This window comes from Labilibaculum euxinicum (assembly GCF_963678175.1).
Taxonomy (GTDB): Bacteria; Bacteroidota; Bacteroidia; order Bacteroidales; family Marinifilaceae; genus Labilibaculum; species Labilibaculum euxinus.
Genome location: NZ_OY782756.1, coordinates 1,482,658 through 1,501,926, shown reverse-complemented (window position 1 = coordinate 1,501,926; position 19,269 = coordinate 1,482,658). Strand labels below are relative to the sequence as shown.

The 19,269-nt window shown below is 34.5% G+C and carries 21 protein-coding genes; 11 read left to right on the top strand and 10 right to left on the bottom strand.

Annotated features, from left to right (window positions below; translation table 11 throughout):
• Window positions 1-352 precede the first annotated feature (352 nt).
• From ACY0M5_RS06415 to dinB, 4 genes are all read right to left on the bottom strand, one after another.
• Entirely contained in the window at window positions 353-1,234 is an 882-nt protein-coding gene (locus ACY0M5_RS06415; RefSeq protein WP_124993146.1) for a cation diffusion facilitator family transporter, read from the bottom strand.
• 58 nt (window positions 1,235-1,292) lie between these two features.
• Window positions 1,293-2,204 carry a bifunctional metallophosphatase/5'-nucleotidase gene (locus ACY0M5_RS06410; protein WP_461631172.1) on the bottom strand — a complete coding sequence of 304 codons (912 nt, stop codon included), beginning with the start codon at window positions 2,202-2,204 and terminating at the stop codon, window positions 1,293-1,295.
• Between the two features lie 10 nt (window positions 2,205-2,214).
• Window positions 2,215-2,997, bottom strand: coding sequence for a 5'-nucleotidase C-terminal domain-containing protein (locus tag ACY0M5_RS06405; protein ID WP_461631171.1), 783 nt, complete (start codon window positions 2,995-2,997; stop codon window positions 2,215-2,217).
• Between the two features lie 103 nt (window positions 2,998-3,100).
• Entirely contained in the window at window positions 3,101-4,168 is a 1,068-nt protein-coding gene (gene dinB / locus ACY0M5_RS06400; protein WP_461631170.1) for a DNA polymerase IV, read from the bottom strand.
• Window positions 4,169-4,333: 165 nt separating this feature from the next.
• Between dinB and ACY0M5_RS06395 the strand changes: the two genes are divergently transcribed.
• The 6 genes from ACY0M5_RS06395 (at window position 4,334) to ACY0M5_RS06370 (ending at window position 9,194) form a co-directional block, all read left to right on the top strand.
• The gene (locus ACY0M5_RS06395) at window positions 4,334-5,851 is read left to right on the top strand and encodes an MATE family efflux transporter (protein ID WP_461631169.1); all 1,518 of its coding nucleotides are present in this window, start codon (window positions 4,334-4,336) and stop codon (window positions 5,849-5,851) included.
• Window positions 5,826-6,518: a tRNA (5-methylaminomethyl-2-thiouridine)(34)-methyltransferase MnmC2 gene (mnmC2, locus tag ACY0M5_RS06390; protein ID WP_461631168.1), complete on the top strand. Its 693-nt coding sequence runs from the start codon at window positions 5,826-5,828 to the stop codon at window positions 6,516-6,518. Before ACY0M5_RS06395 ends, mnmC2 begins: the two co-directional genes overlap by 26 nt.
• 157 nt (window positions 6,519-6,675) lie before the next feature.
• Window positions 6,676-7,278, top strand: coding sequence for an FKBP-type peptidyl-prolyl cis-trans isomerase (locus ACY0M5_RS06385; RefSeq protein ID WP_101310808.1), 603 nt, complete (start codon window positions 6,676-6,678; stop codon window positions 7,276-7,278).
• A gap of 31 nt (window positions 7,279-7,309) precedes the next feature.
• A complete protein-coding gene (locus tag ACY0M5_RS06380) occupies window positions 7,310-8,011 on the top strand; it encodes an FKBP-type peptidyl-prolyl cis-trans isomerase (protein WP_124993151.1) in 702 nt (233 codons plus the stop codon).
• Window positions 8,012-8,361: 350 nt separating this feature from the next.
• The gene (locus ACY0M5_RS06375) at window positions 8,362-8,799 is read left to right on the top strand and encodes a peptidylprolyl isomerase (RefSeq protein WP_101310809.1); all 438 of its coding nucleotides are present in this window, start codon (window positions 8,362-8,364) and stop codon (window positions 8,797-8,799) included.
• Between the two features lie 20 nt (window positions 8,800-8,819).
• On the top strand, window positions 8,820-9,194 hold the full coding sequence (locus tag ACY0M5_RS06370; protein ID WP_124993152.1) for a DUF3127 domain-containing protein: 375 nt from the start codon (window positions 8,820-8,822) through the stop codon (window positions 9,192-9,194).
• A gap of 98 nt (window positions 9,195-9,292) precedes the next feature.
• On the opposite strand, the gene ACY0M5_RS06365 is transcribed toward ACY0M5_RS06370, so the two are convergent.
• A complete protein-coding gene (locus tag ACY0M5_RS06365; RefSeq protein WP_124993153.1) occupies window positions 9,293-9,715 on the bottom strand; it encodes a hypothetical protein in 423 nt (140 codons plus the stop codon).
• Between the two features lie 30 nt (window positions 9,716-9,745).
• On the bottom strand, window positions 9,746-10,321 hold the full coding sequence (locus tag ACY0M5_RS06360; protein WP_124993154.1) for an RNA polymerase sigma factor: 576 nt from the start codon (window positions 10,319-10,321) through the stop codon (window positions 9,746-9,748).
• 361 nt (window positions 10,322-10,682) lie between these two features.
• Here ACY0M5_RS06360 and ACY0M5_RS06355 point away from each other — a divergent pair, with 361 nt between their 5' ends.
• Complete coding sequence (locus ACY0M5_RS06355) at window positions 10,683-11,018, top strand: DUF6249 domain-containing protein (RefSeq protein WP_321320873.1); 336 nt, start codon at window positions 10,683-10,685, stop codon at window positions 11,016-11,018.
• Between the two features lie 79 nt (window positions 11,019-11,097).
• Here the strand turns inward: ACY0M5_RS06355 and ACY0M5_RS06350 are convergent, their stop codons facing one another.
• Window positions 11,098-12,381 (bottom strand): M64 family metallopeptidase, encoded by a 1,284-nt coding sequence (locus ACY0M5_RS06350; RefSeq protein WP_461631167.1) that lies wholly within the window; start codon window positions 12,379-12,381, stop codon window positions 11,098-11,100.
• Between the two features lie 110 nt (window positions 12,382-12,491).
• Here ACY0M5_RS06350 and ACY0M5_RS06345 point away from each other — a divergent pair, with 110 nt between their 5' ends.
• From ACY0M5_RS06345 to ACY0M5_RS06330, 4 genes are all read left to right on the top strand, one after another.
• Window positions 12,492-13,730, top strand: coding sequence for a mechanosensitive ion channel family protein (locus ACY0M5_RS06345; protein ID WP_124993157.1), 1,239 nt, complete (start codon window positions 12,492-12,494; stop codon window positions 13,728-13,730).
• A 2-nt stretch (window positions 13,731-13,732) separates the two neighbouring features.
• A complete protein-coding gene (locus ACY0M5_RS06340; protein ID WP_101310816.1) occupies window positions 13,733-14,026 on the top strand; it encodes a PQ-loop repeat-containing protein in 294 nt (97 codons plus the stop codon).
• Between the two features lie 40 nt (window positions 14,027-14,066).
• A complete protein-coding gene (locus ACY0M5_RS06335) occupies window positions 14,067-14,621 on the top strand; it encodes a chalcone isomerase family protein (protein ID WP_124993158.1) in 555 nt (184 codons plus the stop codon).
• A gap of 277 nt (window positions 14,622-14,898) precedes the next feature.
• Complete coding sequence (locus ACY0M5_RS06330) at window positions 14,899-15,984, top strand: 3-oxoacyl-ACP synthase III family protein (protein ID WP_461631166.1); 1,086 nt, start codon at window positions 14,899-14,901, stop codon at window positions 15,982-15,984.
• 278 nt (window positions 15,985-16,262) lie between these two features.
• Here the strand turns inward: ACY0M5_RS06330 and ACY0M5_RS06325 are convergent, their stop codons facing one another.
• From ACY0M5_RS06325 to ACY0M5_RS06315, 3 genes are all read right to left on the bottom strand, one after another.
• Window positions 16,263-17,123 (bottom strand): tetratricopeptide repeat protein, encoded by an 861-nt coding sequence (locus ACY0M5_RS06325; RefSeq protein ID WP_156195068.1) that lies wholly within the window; start codon window positions 17,121-17,123, stop codon window positions 16,263-16,265.
• Window positions 17,124-17,256: 133 nt separating this feature from the next.
• On the bottom strand, window positions 17,257-17,997 hold the full coding sequence (gene rlmB / locus ACY0M5_RS06320) for a 23S rRNA (guanosine(2251)-2'-O)-methyltransferase RlmB (protein ID WP_124993161.1): 741 nt from the start codon (window positions 17,995-17,997) through the stop codon (window positions 17,257-17,259).
• Between the two features lie 12 nt (window positions 17,998-18,009).
• Entirely contained in the window at window positions 18,010-19,251 is a 1,242-nt protein-coding gene (locus ACY0M5_RS06315) for a DUF418 domain-containing protein (RefSeq protein WP_461631165.1), read from the bottom strand.
• Window positions 19,252-19,269: the final 18 nt, after the last annotated feature.

Here is a 19,269-nt window from a genome sequence, read left to right as displayed (position 1 = left end):
TAAATATTTCCAATTCCAATACATAACCATCAATTGACAGAACAACTAAAGGTTAATTTAAGATGAACTAAAATTCTTTTGAAACTTTACTGAAACAATAGTGGATTAGATTGTCAATTTATTAGCTAACAATCCATAGGAGAAGAAACAAAAAATTATATTTTGCCAAAAATCACACAGTCGGACAAAACGGAGATAAAATAACTAACAGATGAAATAAAACAAATAATGCAAGCATTTACCATATGCCTGACATCACAATTTAAGTTATGGAAGAACAAAAAAATCCACTACCTATGGTAATGAAAATCTGAAGATAAAACCATTGTACAAAGAAATGGATCTTGAAGTGCTAATCAATATTTGGCTCAATGTGAATTGTTGATACATAACCGTACTTTTCGAGAATGGCTTCTTCCAGTTCTGTTGCAATATCGTGAGCCTTTTTTATTGGCATATCCTGCGGAAGTAATATGTGAAAAGTTAGTTCTGTATGATCCCCATATACATGAAGATGAAAATGATGAGGTTCTAATTTGTACGAAGACACTTTCTCAATGGTCATTTTTAGTTCCTGAATGATTGTATCGGAAGGACTCTCTCCCAATAAGGAATGAATAGAATCACTAATAATTTCATACGCAGCATGACCAATTAGTATGGCAACAATCATTCCTAAAGCTCCGTCGACCCACCAAAAATAAGGACCTAAAAATATTCCAACCAAAATAACCAAAGAAGATATTGCATCACTTCTATGATGCCATGCATCAGCTTTTAACACTTTGGAATTGGTTTTCTTTGCTCCGAAATAGGCAAATTGAGCCAACAATTCCTTTGTTACAACCGACACGATCATTACAACAATAGCAATGCTCCCAAATTGCGATGACTCCCGGCTTTGCAGCGTATGATAAGATTCAATGATAAAATCGAACGCCACCAAGAGAAGTAAAATTCCAATAATAAAGGCACTTATTAAATCGGCTCGTCCGTGCCCAAAAGGATGATCCTCATCGGCAGGCTTCTTCGAAATCTTAGCACCAACAATTACAATTACAGAACTTAAGCTGTCCGACAAGGTATGCCAAGCATCTGCAATAATTGCAATGGAACCTGTCGCCAAACCAGCCCAGTATTTTAATCCAAAAAGCAATATATTCCCAATTATTGAAAGCCAGCCTTCTACCGAGGCCCAATTCGATTTATCTAATTTAAACTTGGAATTTTTCAATGTAAACGAACTTTAGCAACAAGTTATTAACCTAAGTTTGCTGCAATTATTGTATCAATTAAACTAATTCTTCATTAACTGAAAGAAGTTTTGAAGATGCTAATTTGGTTTTATTTTTCTTATCGATGTAAAAATCAATTCTTCCCAAAGCAATTCCTGCCCATCCAACTTGATTAATTAACACTTCTTCACCGTCCAAATTCAGAACCCGTTCCGGAGTTTCCAATAAGGTATGTGTATGTCCTCCAATAATTAAATCTACACCTCTGGTTTTCCTGGCTAAATTCACATCACAATCACACCCAAAATCGTTCTGAAATCCTAAATGTGAAAGACAAATAACCAAATCACAAGCATTTTCATCCTTTAACATACCCACCATTTTCTCAGTAACATCAACAGGATCAACATAGGAAATAGAACCTCTGTTTTTCGGTTCAACAAAACCATCTAAATCAACACCTAAACCAAAAACACCAATCCTAAAATCTCCTTTATCAAATATTTTATACTCAGGTATCTTTCCTTCCAATTCTGTTTCTGAAAAATCATAATTAGCATTCAGCAGTGGGAAATTAAGGTGTTTCAATTGACTTGCAATCCCCTCAATACCATTATCAAACTCATGGTTCCCAATAGTTCCGGCATCATATCGCATTTTCGACATTAATTTAAATTCGGCTTCCCCTTTAAAAAAATTAAAATAAGGAGTGCCTTGAAACACATCGCCTGCATCAAATAACAAAACCAATTCTTCTTCTTTTCTGATTTTTTGAACCAGTGCATGAATTCTTGCAAAACCTCCCAAACCACCAAATTCAGGGTCGCCCTTTGGAAAAGGTTCAATACGGCTGTGCAAATCGTTGGTATGAAGAACCGTGATTTTCTGTAATTCTTTTTTAGCAGCAGAAGCTCTTTTGGGAATAATTCCTGTTCCCAAAAACAAACCCGCTACACCGATATTTTTCAAAAAATCCCTTCTATTCCACATTGTAAATCCTCCCGTCTAGTTCTGCTGAGATATGTTTTCCATTTTCATAATCACGCCTAATGTATTTGATCATTTCCGATCTTAATTTAAGGTGCAAATGTCTGAACGTTTCCCTTGTCTCAAATGCAGACAGCCCGCCACCACCATTCACCAAATAATCTATTGATAAAATGTGATATGTTTTTCCCAAATCAACCGGCGTTCCATTAACAAGAACATCAACCGCTTGAGTATCCTTAATTCCCATTTTCACACCGCTAATACCTTCACCTCCAAACCCGGCAACTTGATTCAAAAGTTTCATTAAATCGTCCCCTTTCATTCCAACAATCACTAATTTATTTTTAAAAGGTAACATTTCAAAAATTCGCCCGGTTGTTATTTCCCCTTTAGGCATTCCTGTGCGAATTCCCCCCTGATTCATTATCACCAAATCAACAGAGTGGGATAATTTATTTTCAACACAGAATTCTTTCCCAATGGCAAGCATTGCATCGGCAATATAATCAGACAATTTACTCTCTGGCTTACCGGTAATCATTTCTTCATCACAAACAGAAATAACCGTATTCATTTCCCCGTCGAGCTGAGATTTATAGCTTTCGATAACATTCACAAAAGCAGTGTCCTTTTGCGAATTCGAATCCATAACTGAATCAATCGTGTAATTCTGTTGATGATCAGGCTTATTAATCTTACTGCTTACAGAACAACCTGAAAAGATCAGCAGTAAGAATAGTATCCTAATTGAGTTATTAAAATATAATTTCATGTGAAAACAGATGAAAGAGTGATTAAACACACCCTTGTCCTTTTTAAAGGAATGTAAAATTATAAAAATAGCTTGATTTCTATATTAGATAAATCTGAATTAATCAAAAATCTAAGGTTAATTGCTGAGGTTCAGAAAAATTGATTTGATTGGAAACAGTTAAACCCAGCAGTCGAATGCTTTCTTTCAGTTCAATTTGGTTTAACAATTCGTTTGCCAGATTAAGAATTTGATCCAACCGATTCAATTCCTGCAGAATGGTTTTACTTCTTGTTACCTGTTCAAAACTACTGTATTTCACTTTTAAACTTAAAGTCCTTCCTCTAAAACCACTCTTCTTTAATCGGCGCAGCAAATCTTCTGCAGTTGCAATCATGTCTTTTCTGATCAAATCTTTATTCGATAAATCGGCATGAAATGTATGCTCAGTACTCACCGATTTACGAACCCGGTTGGGATTCACCGGACGGTTATCAACACCTCTTGAAATTTGATAATAGTAAAGTCCGGCTTTTCCAAACACACGAGTCAATTCTGCAAGACTTCTCACCTTCAGATCTTTTCCCCTGAATATACCCAACTGATGCATTTTATCAGCAGTAACCTTTCCAACTCCAAAAAATTTATCAATTGATAACTGCTCAATAAACTGCTCAACATCTTTAGGAGGAATAACAAATAAACCGTCAGGCTTTTGATAATCGGAAGCAATTTTAGCCAAAAACTTATTTACTGATATTCCTGCCGAAGCCGTTAAACCAGTCACCTCCTTAATTCTTTCCTTAATCTCTTTGGCAATCAAACTCGCAGAAGGCAGATTTTTCTTGTTGTGAGTAACATCTAGAAAAGCTTCATCAATAGAAAGAGGCTCTACCAAATCGGTGAATTCATGAAAAATACTCATAATTTGCTTCGAAACTTCTTTGTATCGGTCATGCCTGCCCTTTACAAAAATCAAATTTGGGCATCTCCTTTTCGCGATAGAAGAAGGCATTGCAGAACGCACACCGAATTTTCTCGCTTCGTAACTGGCAGCAGCAACAACTCCCCTATCTCCGGATCCCCCAACCGCAATTGGTTTGTTTCGAAGTTCAGGATTATCCTTCTGCTCTACCGAGGCAAAAAAAGCATCCATATCAACGTGAATTATTTTGCGATATTCCTCTTCCATTTTCAATTCAAATATCCAGAAATAATTAAAAAAATAATCGTTTCAATTTTTGTAATTTTACACGCCTTAAAAAAGCGAATCAATTCATATTTCCTATTCAACACTTTGCGAAAATAGGGAATAAATACAACCAAACCCGTTCCTGTAAGAACCAAAATAAGTAAAGTGAACCAAATTAAAGATCTTACCAGAGGAAAAATTTTTCCTCAAATTATAAAACTGGCTATTCCAATAATTGCCACCTCATTTGTGCAAATGGCATACAACATGACGGATATGGCATGGTTGGGACAAGTTGGAAGCGAAACTGTAAGTGCTGTTGGAATTGCTCTTTATCTGGTTTGGTTTGGTTCATCACTCCTCTTTATTACCAAAATTGGTGCTGAAGTAGGAATTTCACAATCAATAGGAAGTAAAAATCTTGAACGGGCACAATCATTTGCAAAAAACGCGTTCAGTTTATCTTTTATTATCTCCATTGGATTTGCTTTATCAGTATGGATATTTGCCGACCCTATTGTAGGTCTTTTTAATATTAAAAGTGAATTTGTAAACGAGACTGCCTTCAAATACCTTCGGATAATTGCCGTTGGAATGCCATTTACCTATTCCAACATCACTATGGCTGGTATTTATAATGGAGTTGGCAATACCAAAACCTCATTTTGGATCAATGCCTCCGGCTTGATTATAAATATGATACTCGATCCAATTCTTATTTTTGGTTGGGGAAGTATTCCAGGTATGGGTGCCGAAGGTGCAGGAATCGCGACTGTAATTTCTCAGCTAAGTGTTTTTCTACTATTTATATACTACTTGTATATCAAGGAAAACCCTTTACAAATCAAAAACTATTTAGGGAAAATTCAAAAAGAATTCTTCCTCCCAATCCTAAAAATAGGAGGCCCTGTTGCCCTCCAATCAGCTTGTTTTGCCTTTATCGCTATGATTTTAGCAAGGGTGATAAACAATATTTCTCATGGAAATCCCATTCCTTTTTCAGTTCAATCGATAGGATCACAAATAGAAGCACTATCCTGGATGACCGCCTCTGGTTTCTCAACTGCATTGGGTACATTCACAGGCCAGAATTATGGAGCAAATAAATGGAGACGAATTCAAAAAGGTTTCTTCATCACATTAGGAATCGCAGGTTTTATAGGATTCATTAGTACCTTGCTCTTCCTTTTTGCAGGCGATCATATTTTCGGATTGTTTATAAATAACAGTGAAAATAATGTAGTGCATATGGGCATGGTTTACCTATTTATTCTTGGTATTTCACAGATATTTATGTGTGTTGAAATTACAGCAACAGGAGCCTTTAACGGAATTGGACGGGCAGTTCCACCTGCAATAGTTGGAATTGTTGGAAACCTGATGCGGATTCCCTTTGCCTATATATTGAGCTACACTTTAGTTGATTATCTACCTGAATTTCAGAACTGGATATCTTCTGAGTCAGTTTCGGCGACAGGTGTTTGGTGGGGATTAACCATTAGCAGCATATTAAAAGGAAGTATTTTATTTTTGTGGTTCCTTTTTATACTGAACAAACATCCCGAAAACCAGTCTCCAATTCCTTTAAAACGTTTATGGATAAGAATCATTCCAAGCAGATTGCGCCAGTCCTCTACAATCATTAATCCAATCGAGAATGAAGAATTTAAAAAGAGAGCTTAAAATAACTGAAGATGGTTCTCATACCCTCTTTGTTCCTGAATTAAATGAGCATTACCATTCTACTCATGGTGCTATTCAGGAAGCGATGCATGTGTATTTAAATGCAGGATTCAATTTTTGCAAGCAAGATCCAATTCACATTTTAGAAATTGGTTTTGGTACAGGACTAAACTGCTTCCTCACTCTTATTGAAGCCGAAAAACAAAACAGAACCGTTATTTATCATTCAATAGAATTGTATCCGATAAAAAAAGAACACATTCAAAGCCTGAATTACACCGATCAAATAGAAGGATCAGACAGAGACGTTTTTTTAAAGCTGCATCAGGCAGCATGGAATCAGGAAGTTGAAATCACAAAAACATTTACACTAAACAAACTGCAGGGTGATCTCAGAAAATTTATTTTCCCTGCTATATATGACCTTATTTATTTTGATGCCTTTGCTCCTGACATTCAGCCCGATTTATGGACTCAGGATATTTTTGAAAAACTGCACAATCACCTGAAAGAAGATGCAGTTTTAACAACCTACTCTACAAAAGGAATCATAAAACAAGCTCTGAGAGGTGCAGGATTTGAGGTAAAACGTCTACCTGGCCCACCCGGTAAACGACAAATGCTGCGAGCAAAGAAGTTATGCATCAATAGAAAACCAAATAATTGAATGAAGATCTTTTTTTATTGGAAGTTAAATGCAAAAAAAGGTTAATTACAAGTTGATTTTCGATATTCTGAGAGAAAAGTTTTACCTTAGACGATTCTTATGATCTTGCTGATCATAAATAAAATTGAATTATTATAATTAAATATACAATACCCGAATGAAGTACACAGAAGAACAAGATAAGGTAAGTTATTGCCTTGGATTAAGCATCGCAAGTAATTTAATAACTTCAGGAGTTAAAACAATTAGTGTTGAGCCATTTATGGAAGCTTTGGATGCTGCTTTTAATGGAAAAATGCCGGAACTATCTCCGGAAGAGGCCAATGGTATTCTTCAGGAATTTTTTGGAAAACTACAAGAAGAACAAGCTGGAAAAGCGGTTGAAGCAGGAACAAAATTTTTAGAAGAGAACTCTAAAAAAGAAGGTGTTGTAAGTCTTGAAAGCGGACTGCAATACGAAATTATCACAGAAGGAAAAGGAGACACTCCAAAAGGAACTGACAGCGTTAAATGTCACTACCATGGAACTTTAATTGACGGAACAGTTTTCGATAGTTCTGTAAAAAGAGGTGAACCTGCTGTATTTCCGGTAAATGGAGTTATTAGAGGTTGGGTCGAAGCTCTTCAACTAATGCCTTTAGGTTCAAAATGGAAACTATATGTTCCTTCGGACTTAGCTTATGGTGCACAGGGGGCCGGAAACCTTATTGGCCCACACACAACTTTAATTTTCGAAGTTGAATTACTTGAAATCGTATAATTATATTAATAACCATAACAATCCAAAAAAAATGAAACTAAAAGTATTATCTATTGCACTAGGTCTTGGACTAATAACATTGGCTTCTTGTAATCAAAAAAGAAATAAAAATGTTGCTCTAAACAACGAACTTGACTCTGTTAGTTATAGTTTAGGTGCTAGTTTTGGTACTAACCTTGAGCGTAACGGACTTACTAATTTGAACGAAGAAGTTCTTTTGGCAGCCTTGTACGCTTCTCTTGACAAAGATTCATTGGTAATTGATCCTCAAAAAGGAAATGCTGTTATCAACAACTACATCAAAGGTCTTCAGGAAAAAATTGGAGCTGAAAACTTAGCTAAAGGTCAAAAATTCTTAGAAGAAAACAAATCAAAAGAAGGTATTGTTGTTACTGCAAGTGGTTTACAATACCGTATTATCAACGAAGGAGACGGTCCTAAACCTCTTGCTACTGATAAAGTTTCAGTTCACTACAAAGGAACAACTATTGACGGTAAAGAATTTGACTCTTCTTATAAAAGAAACGAACCAGCTACATTTGCGGCTAACCGTGTAATTAAAGGATGGACTGAAGCATTACAATTAATGCCTGTAGGTTCTAAATGGGAATTATTTATTCCTTCGAACCTTGCTTACGGTCCACGTGCAATGGGAGCTGATATCAAAGCAAACGAAACTTTAATTTTCGAAGTTGAATTGTTGGATATCATAAAAGACGATAAAAAGAACTAATTAATAAATTTGATTAATTAGTACAACTTATTAAAAGCAATTACCCCTTTTGGAGTTTTCCAGAAGGGGTTCTTTTTTCTTTTTTGACAAAGAATCTTTTTTTAGATTTGCATTCTTTTGCAACTGCAATTGCATTGTTGTAAATTTAAAATCTTGTTTTTAGAAGAATGGATTAATTTTATATAAATACACTTACAACCAGTGCTTTAACAAAGCAAATCCTTCTATTCTATAAAAACCAGACTTTTACAAATGGAAACAATTACTTCTCAATATTCTCGTGTAAGAGAATTAATGAGTCGGAATTCTCCTTTTGATACTAAAATTGAAATAATTTAAAACAAATAAAAATGATGCACGCAGAAATTCATACCGAAAAGGGTATTATGAAAGTGGAATTCTTTGAGAATGATGCTCCGAAAACTGTTGAAAACTTTGTTAATCTATCAGAATCCGGATTTTACGATGGCTTGACTTTTCACCGGGTTATTCCAAATTTTGTGATTCAAGGTGGTTGTCCGGATGGCACAGGTGCCGGTGGCCCAGGTTACTCAATCAATTGTGAATTGAATGGTGAAAATCAATATCACGACAGAGGCGTTTTATCGATGGCTCATGCCGGAAGAAATACTGGTGGATCACAATTTTTCATTTGCCATAGCCGCGAAAACACTTCCCATTTAGATCGCCAGCATACTTGTTTTGGCAAAGTGGTTGAAGGATTAGAAGTTATTGATGCGATTCGTGCAGGAGACAGCATTGATAAAATTGTAATCGTAAAAGAATAATACAAAATATACAGAACATTATGAATTTTGAAATTAATGGTAAAATGATCGTGAAAGAGGAAACTCAATCAATCAGCGATCGTTTCAAAAAAAGAGAATTTGTTATTGAAGTTGAAAACGAAAGAAATTCTGAATGGAATGATTTTATTAAATTTCAACTAACACAGGATCGATGCGATTTATTGGAAACAATTTCTTTGTACGAAGAAATTAAAGTTTCTTTTAATGTTCGTGGTCGTAAATGGGAAAAAGATGGAAAAGTAAACTACTTTTCGAATCTTGAAGCTTGGAGAATTGAAAAAGTACAAGCTGCTGGTTCCCCTGTTCCTGAAATGCCTGAATTTAGAGCAGAGGACGTTCCTCCTGCACCGGAAGAAGATGATCTTCCTTTTTAGAAAATACAAAAACCGCACTGAAAAGTGCGGTTTTTTCAATTAAAAAAATCAAATATTACTGAAGTGCCGATACAATACCGACTGTGTTTGCTCTCCTATTAATGATGCAATAATTTATTAACAATTCTATCAAAAGCCGCTAATCCTCCAAAAGAAACAGCAACAATGTAAACCATTACCGGAAGTTTTATTAAACTATCAAATACTTTCGTTAAAACCTGATTAATTGGTTGTAATAATACAGCATCAAGCTGATGTAAAAACGGATTCTCAGCAGAACTAATTAAAGTTCTCACATCAGTGCCCAAAAGAATAAGTACAACAAGTAAAATAAGTCCGCTTATCCAAATCCATTGATTTCTCGAAATCGGCTTCTTCATTTCAATCGGTTTTGCAAGCCAATCCTGCATTACCATATCCATAACCCTATTCGTAAATTGAGCAGAAGGATCCTCCAACTCAACATCCTTTATCAATTCTTTGATAAAATCATCTTTATAGATATCTTCTTTTTTGCTCATTGTAGTCTAATTTTATATTCTTTCGAATATCTATAATATCGTTTTTAATTCACCATGTAAAGCCAACTCCAACAGAGTATAAAGCTTTTTTCTTGCACGATGCAATTTCACCTTAACATTGGAAGCACTTAAACCGGTAATAGAGCAAACCTCATCTACCGAATTTTCTTCCAGATAAAACAGAGTAATCAGACACCTTTCATCAGCAGGTAACCTGTTCAATGCTTCGGAAAGGTATTTTTTCCTTTCTATATTTCTTACTTCCTGCAAGGCTGATTGAGTCGATTTTACATTTACCGAACTTGTAAAATCATCATCAATAGAGCTTACATCTAATTTTTTCTTTCTTAAACGCGATATCGCTGCATTGTAAATGATTCGATATATCCAGGTTGAAAATTTTGCATCTCCCTTATAGCTATCCAAGGCCTGATATGCTTTCAAAAATGCATCTTGAGCAATTTCTTCGGCATCTTCACGATTTCCCATCAATTGTAAGGCAACATTAAATGTCATCTTCTTGTATTTATTTACAAGAAAAGCATATGCCCCGGGATCTCCTTCTCTAATCTTGGCTATATAATAGCTATCCTTTTGAAACTTCATATACAGATTGTGCTTTCAATTTAGAAAAACAAGGTCATCAACTAAAAAGACATCGTTTCGTTTCATAATGTTGCGTTGATTCACTTCTTTTTTCCTTTTTATTGAACCATCTACAACTTAGACGCAAAGGATCTAAAATCGGTTACAGCTTATTCTATAAATTCAATATTTTTTTTTCAATTCATTAATAGCAAGTTAAGACAATGCTTTTTATTGAAATAATTGTAAGCGTTAAAAAAATCTTAAAATATTTGTAACCTGTTTGAATAAGGTGGCGTCATAAAGTTGAATGCAAAAATCAAGCTTTGGTTTTCATTCACAATCAATAAAATAATAACAGTTTAATCTTAAAACTTAAATCATGGATATAACAGGAGTAGTAGCAATCATTTCTGTATTTGGAATCATTCCTTTGATCGTTTTCTTAGTGCACCGTCACAAAGAAAGACAAGCTTTAATTGAAAAAGGCATGGATATCAACCTTTTAGTTGGAGAAAAAAAGTGCAGTACTTTAGAAAGCTTAAAATACGGTGTTCTTTTAATTGGTCTTGCAATTGGAATTCTAATTGGAAACATCTTAGATGCTTACACAAGTTTAAATGAAGAAGTATCTTACTTTTCTATGATCTTTTTATTCGGTGGACTTGCCTTACTGGTTTTCTACGGAATTGCTAAAAAACAAGAAGAAGAAAAATAAGTAACCCAGATCATCTGCAAAAAATGCGCCCCGGTTTGGAGCGCATTTTTTTATTTTCTGATAGAGGTCTTGATATCACTTATTTTCCAATATGAAACAGTATCACCTGCTCCACAGCTTTCTCACAAACCGGGCAGAAATGTTTCATTTGATTCGATTTCATTTTGCAATCCTGCATGGGAGAATAAATCCCTTTGGCCATATAACCACCGCCTTCAAACACACCTAAATTATCAATAAAATCTTTCGTTCGGGGTGTAGGAACCGGAATCGAATCATCAAGCATATTTTTCCATTTCGACTCAAAATTAACCAAAGTGGTAATATTTGGCTCCCAAGGTTCAATTTCCAGATTATAAAAATCTTCGTATGCCACTTCCGATGAATAATACTCATCTCCCAAACCGGCAAACCCGTGACCAAATTCATGACTCGACACCTCGTAGGACAATACATTATCGGCCGAACAACTTGAATAATAATTGTAGAATCCACCTCCACCGTACTTATCGGTATTAATCAGCACAAATATCTGATCGTAAGGAACATTTGCAGAAATATCATGTATGGATTTAATATCAAAAGTTGTTAGGTAACGGTCGACATCGAAAGTATAAAAAGTAGTATTTACAGCCGTGTTTTTATAGATATTTTCGCCCGGAATATCAGTTCCTGAATCTTCCGAAACGGCTTCTAAAGCATATATATTAAATCGGTCTGCATATCTGTTAAATGGAGGTACATCAAGCAAATAACCAGCTACACGTTTGGCATCCGCCCTAAATTTTTCCATTTCATCAGCAGTATACCCTTCCGCTATAAAAGCAATATCTACACTTTCCGCAGGATCACCATCTCCCATAATCTTTGTAAATGAAACACTCCGGGGCTTTTCTTTACCAATAAAATAATTAGTCGGGTCAATCTTATATTCCCATATTTTCTCCATACTGCCATCCCAGTTTCTGGATTCCAACACAAATCGTACTGTTTTTTTAGGATAAGGCATTACGTTTACCTGATAAAATGCTCTTTTTAATTCTTTTGCTTCGGCAGTTGACTGCCATTCCTGAAACAAAGAGTTAAAACCCTTTGAATAAATTAATTCTCCGGACTCCACATCAAAAAGTTTAAAACGGAATGTTCCATATCCAAACTGATCAATTAAATTGATTTTACTTCCTCCCCAATTAGGCTCTTCTTTCAATTCTTTCAGAAAAATAGTCTGAGAATTGGCATCGCCCCCCATCATATAATCAATCCTCAGAGTCTTACTTTCAAAATATTTATCAAAATTACTTTGTCCGTAACAAACCGAAGAGATTGCAATTAGTACAAATACCAGTAAAGATTTTGTCGTCATAATAGTTGTTTTTGCATTTAGAGTCTAAATTTACAAATTATAATGAATACACTTTTCTTTTCCTGCAAGGAATAGATATCTTAGATTTTTAATTTATAACTTTTTACTTCATGAAAGAACTCTTGGGCGTTCAATTAAAAAATTGGTTGATCAACGAAGGAATAACCGAATATTGGGCAATAATACTACAATCAATCATCGCAATTACTATTGTTATTTTCATTGCATGGATATGTGATGTTATTGCAAAAAAAATCTTGATCACAATCATCACCAAATTGGTTCGAAAAACGAAAACAAATTGGGATGATATTCTTTTGGAAAGAAAAGTATTCAATAAAATCGCACATTTTGCTCCCGCCGCAATCATATATTTTAGTGCAGGAATGCTTGATCATCAAGGCTTAAATAATTTCATCCAAAATAGTTCATATGTTTATATGGTGATATTGGCAATCATGCTGATTGACACATTTTTGAATGCTGGAAATGATATTTACAATACACTCCCCATTAGTAAAACCAGACCGATTAAAGGTTTCCTGCAGATTGTGAAAATCTTCTTTTACGCAATGGGAATTATTTCCATTGTAGCTCTGTTTATTCAGAAAGATCCATTAACAATTCTTGCTGGAATGGGAGCTTTTGCTGCTGTTATTCTATTAATATTTAAAGATACAATACTCGGATTTGTTGCTTCTATTCAACTATCTGCCAACAAGATGGTAAATATTGGTGATTGGATTTCAATGCCATCAAAAGGAGCAGACGGAACTGTTATAGATATCAGTTTAAACACTGTTAAAGTTCAAAACTGGGACAAGACCATTAGTACCATTCCAACATACGCTTTGGTTTCTGAATCGTTCAACAATTGGAAAGGAATGGAAGAATCGGGAGGCCGAAGAATAAAACGCCATCTAAATCTGGATGTAAAATCGATTCATTTTTTAAGTGAAGAAGAAATCGAAAATTTTGAAAAAATTCGTTTACTAAAGGATTATCTGATTGAAAAAAAGAATGAAATCCGGACAAACAACCCAGAAGGTGAAATTCCAGTGAATCAAAGAAGATTGACCAATGTTGGTACCTTCCGAAAATATGTTGAAGCTTATCTTCAGGAACACCCCAAAATTCATAATGATATGACATTCCTTGTGCGTCAATTACAAGTATCAGAAAAAGGATTACCCTTAGAAATATACGTATTCTCAAACGACCAGGAATGGGCAAATTACGAGGCCATTCAAGCTGACATCTTCGATCATATATTAGCAATTGTTCCGGAATTTAATTTAAGAGTATTCCAAAATCCAACTGGAGATGATTTTCAAAAATTAGCAAATTAAGAATGAAAACAACATTACCAAAATTGAATTTCTTTGAATCATTAGGTTGGTTTGGGAATATTATTTTAAGCATTGGCGTAATACCTCAGGTAGTACAAACCTACAAAACACATGATGTTTCAAGTTTTAACTGGCCTTTTTTACTCATGTGGGCTTTTGGAGTGTTCTTTACTTTTATTTATATTGTAAACGGAGATTTAAAATCCAATAAGCGTCAATACCCACTGTGGCTTAATTATTTAGTAAATATATTTGCTACCTTTTACCTGTGTTACGCTAAACTGATATTCAGTTAATAAAAATTGCATCAGACATCAACCTAATCACTTAAAAAAGATGAAAAAACTACTTACTCTTTTTATTTTACTCTCAAGCTTTTACGGTTTTTCTCAAACAAGAGTTGGAGGAGTTGAACTACCAAACGAACTGATTGTGAAGGAGCATCAACTGCAATTAAAAGGAGCAGGAACTCGTGTTAAACTTTGGATGGACATGTACGCAATGGGCCTGTATCTTTCAAAAGATATGAATGATGCTGAAAAAATTATCGCCGCAGATGAGAGTATGGGAATCCGCTTAGAAATTATATCCGGATTAATTACATCAGAAAAAATGGAAAAAGCTACCAGAGATGGTTTTAAGAATGCTACAAATGGTGAAATGGAAAATATTAAACAGGAAATTGATGATTTTATCTCTGTTTTTCTGGGAGGTATTGAGAAAAAAGACGTTTTTGAATTTATATACTCGCCTGCTGACGGAACTTTAGTCTATAAAAACGGTGAATTAAAACAATCTATTCGAGGGCTGTCATTCAAACAAGCCCTATTTGGCATATGGCTTTGTAACAAACCAGCAGATAAAAACCTAAAAGAGAAATTAGTAAACTAGTCAATCCCTTTGCATTACACATATTCAACCTATCTTATTTAACTATTACCTATTTCTTTTATGATTGGTGAAATTTTAATAGAACACCTAAATTTCGTTTAAAAAACACCAAGTTTAAAATAAATATTTACCTTAGCTACGTATACCTAACTGTAAGTTGACCTTTCAACTTATCAATAAACACAAGTCTTTCGGACACTAAAAAATTGTCTCTTAAGAAAAATTTGTGCACCTAAAAATAAGTGCACATATAGTATTTGAAACAAAAACAATAACAATGAGTACCAAAAGATTTTCGAAAATTGTTGGGTCGGGTAGTTATATCCCAACAGTTCAAATTAAAAATGAGCATTTTTTAAATCATGAATTTTTCGAACCAAACGGACAGAAAATTGAAACATCTCCCGAAGTAATAATAGAAAAATTTAAAGATATTACCGGAATAACGGAGAGAAAATATGCCTCTGATGATCAACAAAACTCTGATCTTGCCTATTTAGCAGCAAAAAATGCTTTGGAATCATCCAAAATAGATAAAGAAAGTTTAGACTATATAATCGTTGCCCAAAACTTTGGAGATGTTAAACCAAACTCTACGCTGACAAATCAGCTGCCTTGTTTAGCTGCAAAAGTGAAAAATCTTCTTCAAATTGAGAATCCTAAAACGATAGCTTACGATATTTTATTTGGATGTCCGGGTTGGATTCAGGGTATGATTCAAGCTGACTATTATATCAAATCAGGCGATGCGCAACGGGTAATGGTTATTGGATCAGAAACTTTGTCAAGAGTTTGTGATCCGCATGACAGAGACAGTATGATTTATTCTGATGGCGCCGGTGCTGCAATATTGGAAGCATGCGAAGCGGAAGAAGCATCGGGAATACTATCTCATGCCATGAGAACCGACACGATTAATGAGGCTTTCTTTTTGCGTGCTGACATTTCGGATAATGCCGATTTTGAAGGAAACAGCAATAGTCTTTTCATTAAAATGTACGGACGTAAAATTTACGAATATGCCATCACGAATGTTCCGGGTGTAGTAAAGGAAAGTATTGATAAGGCTGGTTTGGGAATTAAGGATATTAAAAGAATTCTTATTCATCAGGCCAACGAAAAAATGGATGAAGCCATTACTAAAAGACTCTTTCGTTTGTATCAGGAAAAAAATATTCCAAAGGATATAATGCCAATGATTATTAAAGAAATGGGAAATAATTCAGTCGCAACTGTACCAATTCTTTACGATCAAATTGCCAAAGATAAATTAGACAATCATAAATTAAATGAAGGTGATTACGTTGTTTTTGCTTCAGTTGGTGCTGGTATGAATATTAATGCTTTTGTTTATAAGGTTTAATTACAAGCTAAAGTGATGCTTAAAAAAAAAGACCTTTTTCAAAAGAATTTTCGAAAAGGTTTGCAATCCAAAATTAATTTTAGCAAATTAGCGGAGCTGAATCTGAAACACACAGGGAGACAGAGGAGATAGACAACATTCAGAAGTCAGAATCAAACTGCATTCTAACCCTAAGATTACTATAGATAATTACCCGATCAAATTCGTTTGATTCGGGTAATTCTTTTTTAAGACAGACTGACTATTCGAGGTCAGAATTTATTTTCTTCAATAGACCTTTACTGGTAATATTCAGATTTTTTATATTCCTGACATTTCCGATATAAATTAAACAATGCGTTTTTCAGGTTCAAATTAGGTTTCGAATTATAAGCCGCTAATAAAAATGGTTCAGCTTCACGCATTTTATTTCTGGCTAAAGCCAATTTACTTTTGCATTGTTGATAATCATTATCACTTGGTTTTGCAATCGCCTCATAATTCTCAACTACAGAATCATACTCTGAATTAGCCTTCAAAAACAAAATAATTCCCAAGTTCATATTTGAATTCACATCATTGGGCTTTAGTTCAATTGCTTTACGATACTCCGGTTTAGCCTTCTCAATATCATTTAATTTCTGATAAGAAATTGCTTTAAAATAATGATACTTGTAATTTTCAGGATACCACTCAATCAATTCATCACAAACCGGTAATAGTTTTTCAAATTGTTCTGAATTCACATACAGAAACGCAAGAATCTTAACCGTTTGCTTATATTCATGCGGGATATTCTTCATTTTTGCCTTCAAAACAAATTCCTGTCCCTTCACATCATTTTCCGATTTATATATTGCCAACAGCCTGGAATAAAAACTTACACCAGAATTCCCCATATCCATTGCAATTCTGTAATTCTTTTTAGCTTCCTCTATTTTACCAAGTTCCTGCTGGCATACTCCAACGTAACCAAATGCCCATGAACGCTGAAAATTATCTCCGATACCACTTTCTATCAATGCCTGGTAATCCTTCAGTGCATCCTGATAGTGCTCATCAAAAAATTTACTGTTTGCCTTGTTTATCACTTCATCAAATTCCTGAGCTGATAAAAACAAAGACACAAATACTAATACTGATGTTAAAATCCCTTTCATAATTCTTCAAAATCTAATATAAATACAAGCCTTTATATATTAGACATCCAAAAATCAGTTTAGGATGGATTAATGTCAATAAAAAAACGCAGAAATTAAATTTCTGCGTTCAAATCTATGTTTTTTTAGAAGACTAACTTCTTTGTCTCACTGCCTCGTATACCATTAAAGATGCTGCAACAGATACATTCAAAGATTGAATTGAACCGACAATTGGAATTTTAACCTGCTCGTCAGCCAAGCGCAGCAAAGCATCCTCAATACCAACATCTTCCGATCCCATAACAATAGCTGTTGCTAATGTAAAATCACCTTCAGTATAAACTTTTTCAGCCTTTTCGGTTGCTGCGATAATTCGAATTCCTTCTTTCTTCAAATAACGGGCAAGAGTCTTTAAATTTTGAACCCTGCAAACAGGTATGTTATACAAAGCTCCGGCGGATGTTTTTATAGAATCAGGAGTAATCTTTGCTGAATTCTTAAAAGGAATTACAATGGCATGTACACCAGCACATTCAGCAGAACGAGCAATAGCACCAAAGTTACGCACATCTGTAATTTCATCTAAAAGCAATAAAAGTGGTGTTTTACCCTGAGCAAAAAGTTCAGGTACAATTTCTTCTATTTCCTGATAAGGAATTGGAACAATTAAAGCAACAACCCCCTGATTGTTATGTTGATCCAAAGAATTCAACTTCTCAACAGGAACAAATTGATATTCAACTCCCTTTTCGCGAATTAAATCGAATAATTCTTGAAACAAAGGACCTGCTAATCCTGTTTTGATCAATACCTTTTCAATTTCCTTTTCACTTTTTATTGCTTCCATTGTTGCTCTGATTCCGAACAACATCTCTTGTCTTTGTTTAGCCATCGATTAATTTGCTTATTGGTGTTTTACATTCATTAATAATTGAGGCTTTTCCTTATATGTCAGATATCGCCACAACCATTCAAATGGTCCCATTTTATAATATTTCAACCAAATAATGGAAAAAATCAATTGAAAAGTCCAGATTAACAAAACCCAAATCAATAATTCTATTCTTGAGTAACGTGCAAACATTCCAAAACCATAACTATAAAAAATAATGGAACAAATTATGGATTGACAAAGGTAGTTCGTAAAAGCCATTCGACCAACTGCTTCAAAACCTTTTGTTAAAAAACGCAAAATTTTCAATTGATAAATCAGAATGATCAAACCAATATAGCCCAATGAGGAAAATAAACTGCCAAAATAATTGAACTGATAACCGTATTTAAAGAAATGAATTACCTCCCATTTAGTTTCAACAATACGATGAAATCCTTCGTTTGAAAATAAAGTTCCCACACTAATACCTAAAATTGCCATTACAAAATAAAAAAGTTTCGACTTTTTTGCTGCCAATACTCCATTATTCAGCAATACCATTCCCAAGAGCATTACTCCGGTTGTTCTCCATAAAGACAGCATGAAAAATGAACCTACTTGATAGTTCATATTTAACTGAGCTCTTTTCACAAAAATATCGAACCAACTTCCTATTTGATACAAATCTATTTCTGCTGCTACTAATTCTGGACCAGGACTAAAATCTGCCATGGATTCCTTTGCCATTTCGGGTGGCATACTTTCAAAAAAACTACCTACTAAATAAAAAAATCCCATTGGAATTAGATATAGTACTACGCATAGTACAATTTTCCACTGATCTTTCATTTCCCGAAGTAAAACTGCAACCAAACCCACAATGGCATAAGCAACCAAAATATCTCCAAACCAAATTAAATAAGCATGCAGTATTCCAAATAGCAGCAACCACATCATGCGTCGAATGTGAAATTTTGAACCATCAAATCCCTTGTCATTTAGCCGGTTAATGAACAGCAGAATACCTGCACCAAATAAAATAGAGAAAATGGTCATAAACTTCAATTCACCAAATACATTCACGAAATAATAGAATATATAATCGGATGCAGACAACTCTCCCATTACTAATGGGTTGGAAAAAGAGGCATTGGGAAGCCCAAACAACTGAATATTTATCAACAAAATTCCTAAAAGAGCAAATCCCCGAAGTATATCGAGAGATTGAATTCTTTCATTGGATAAGGTTGGCTTTGCAGAAAGTGAGGTCATCATTTTTGTTCCAAGATA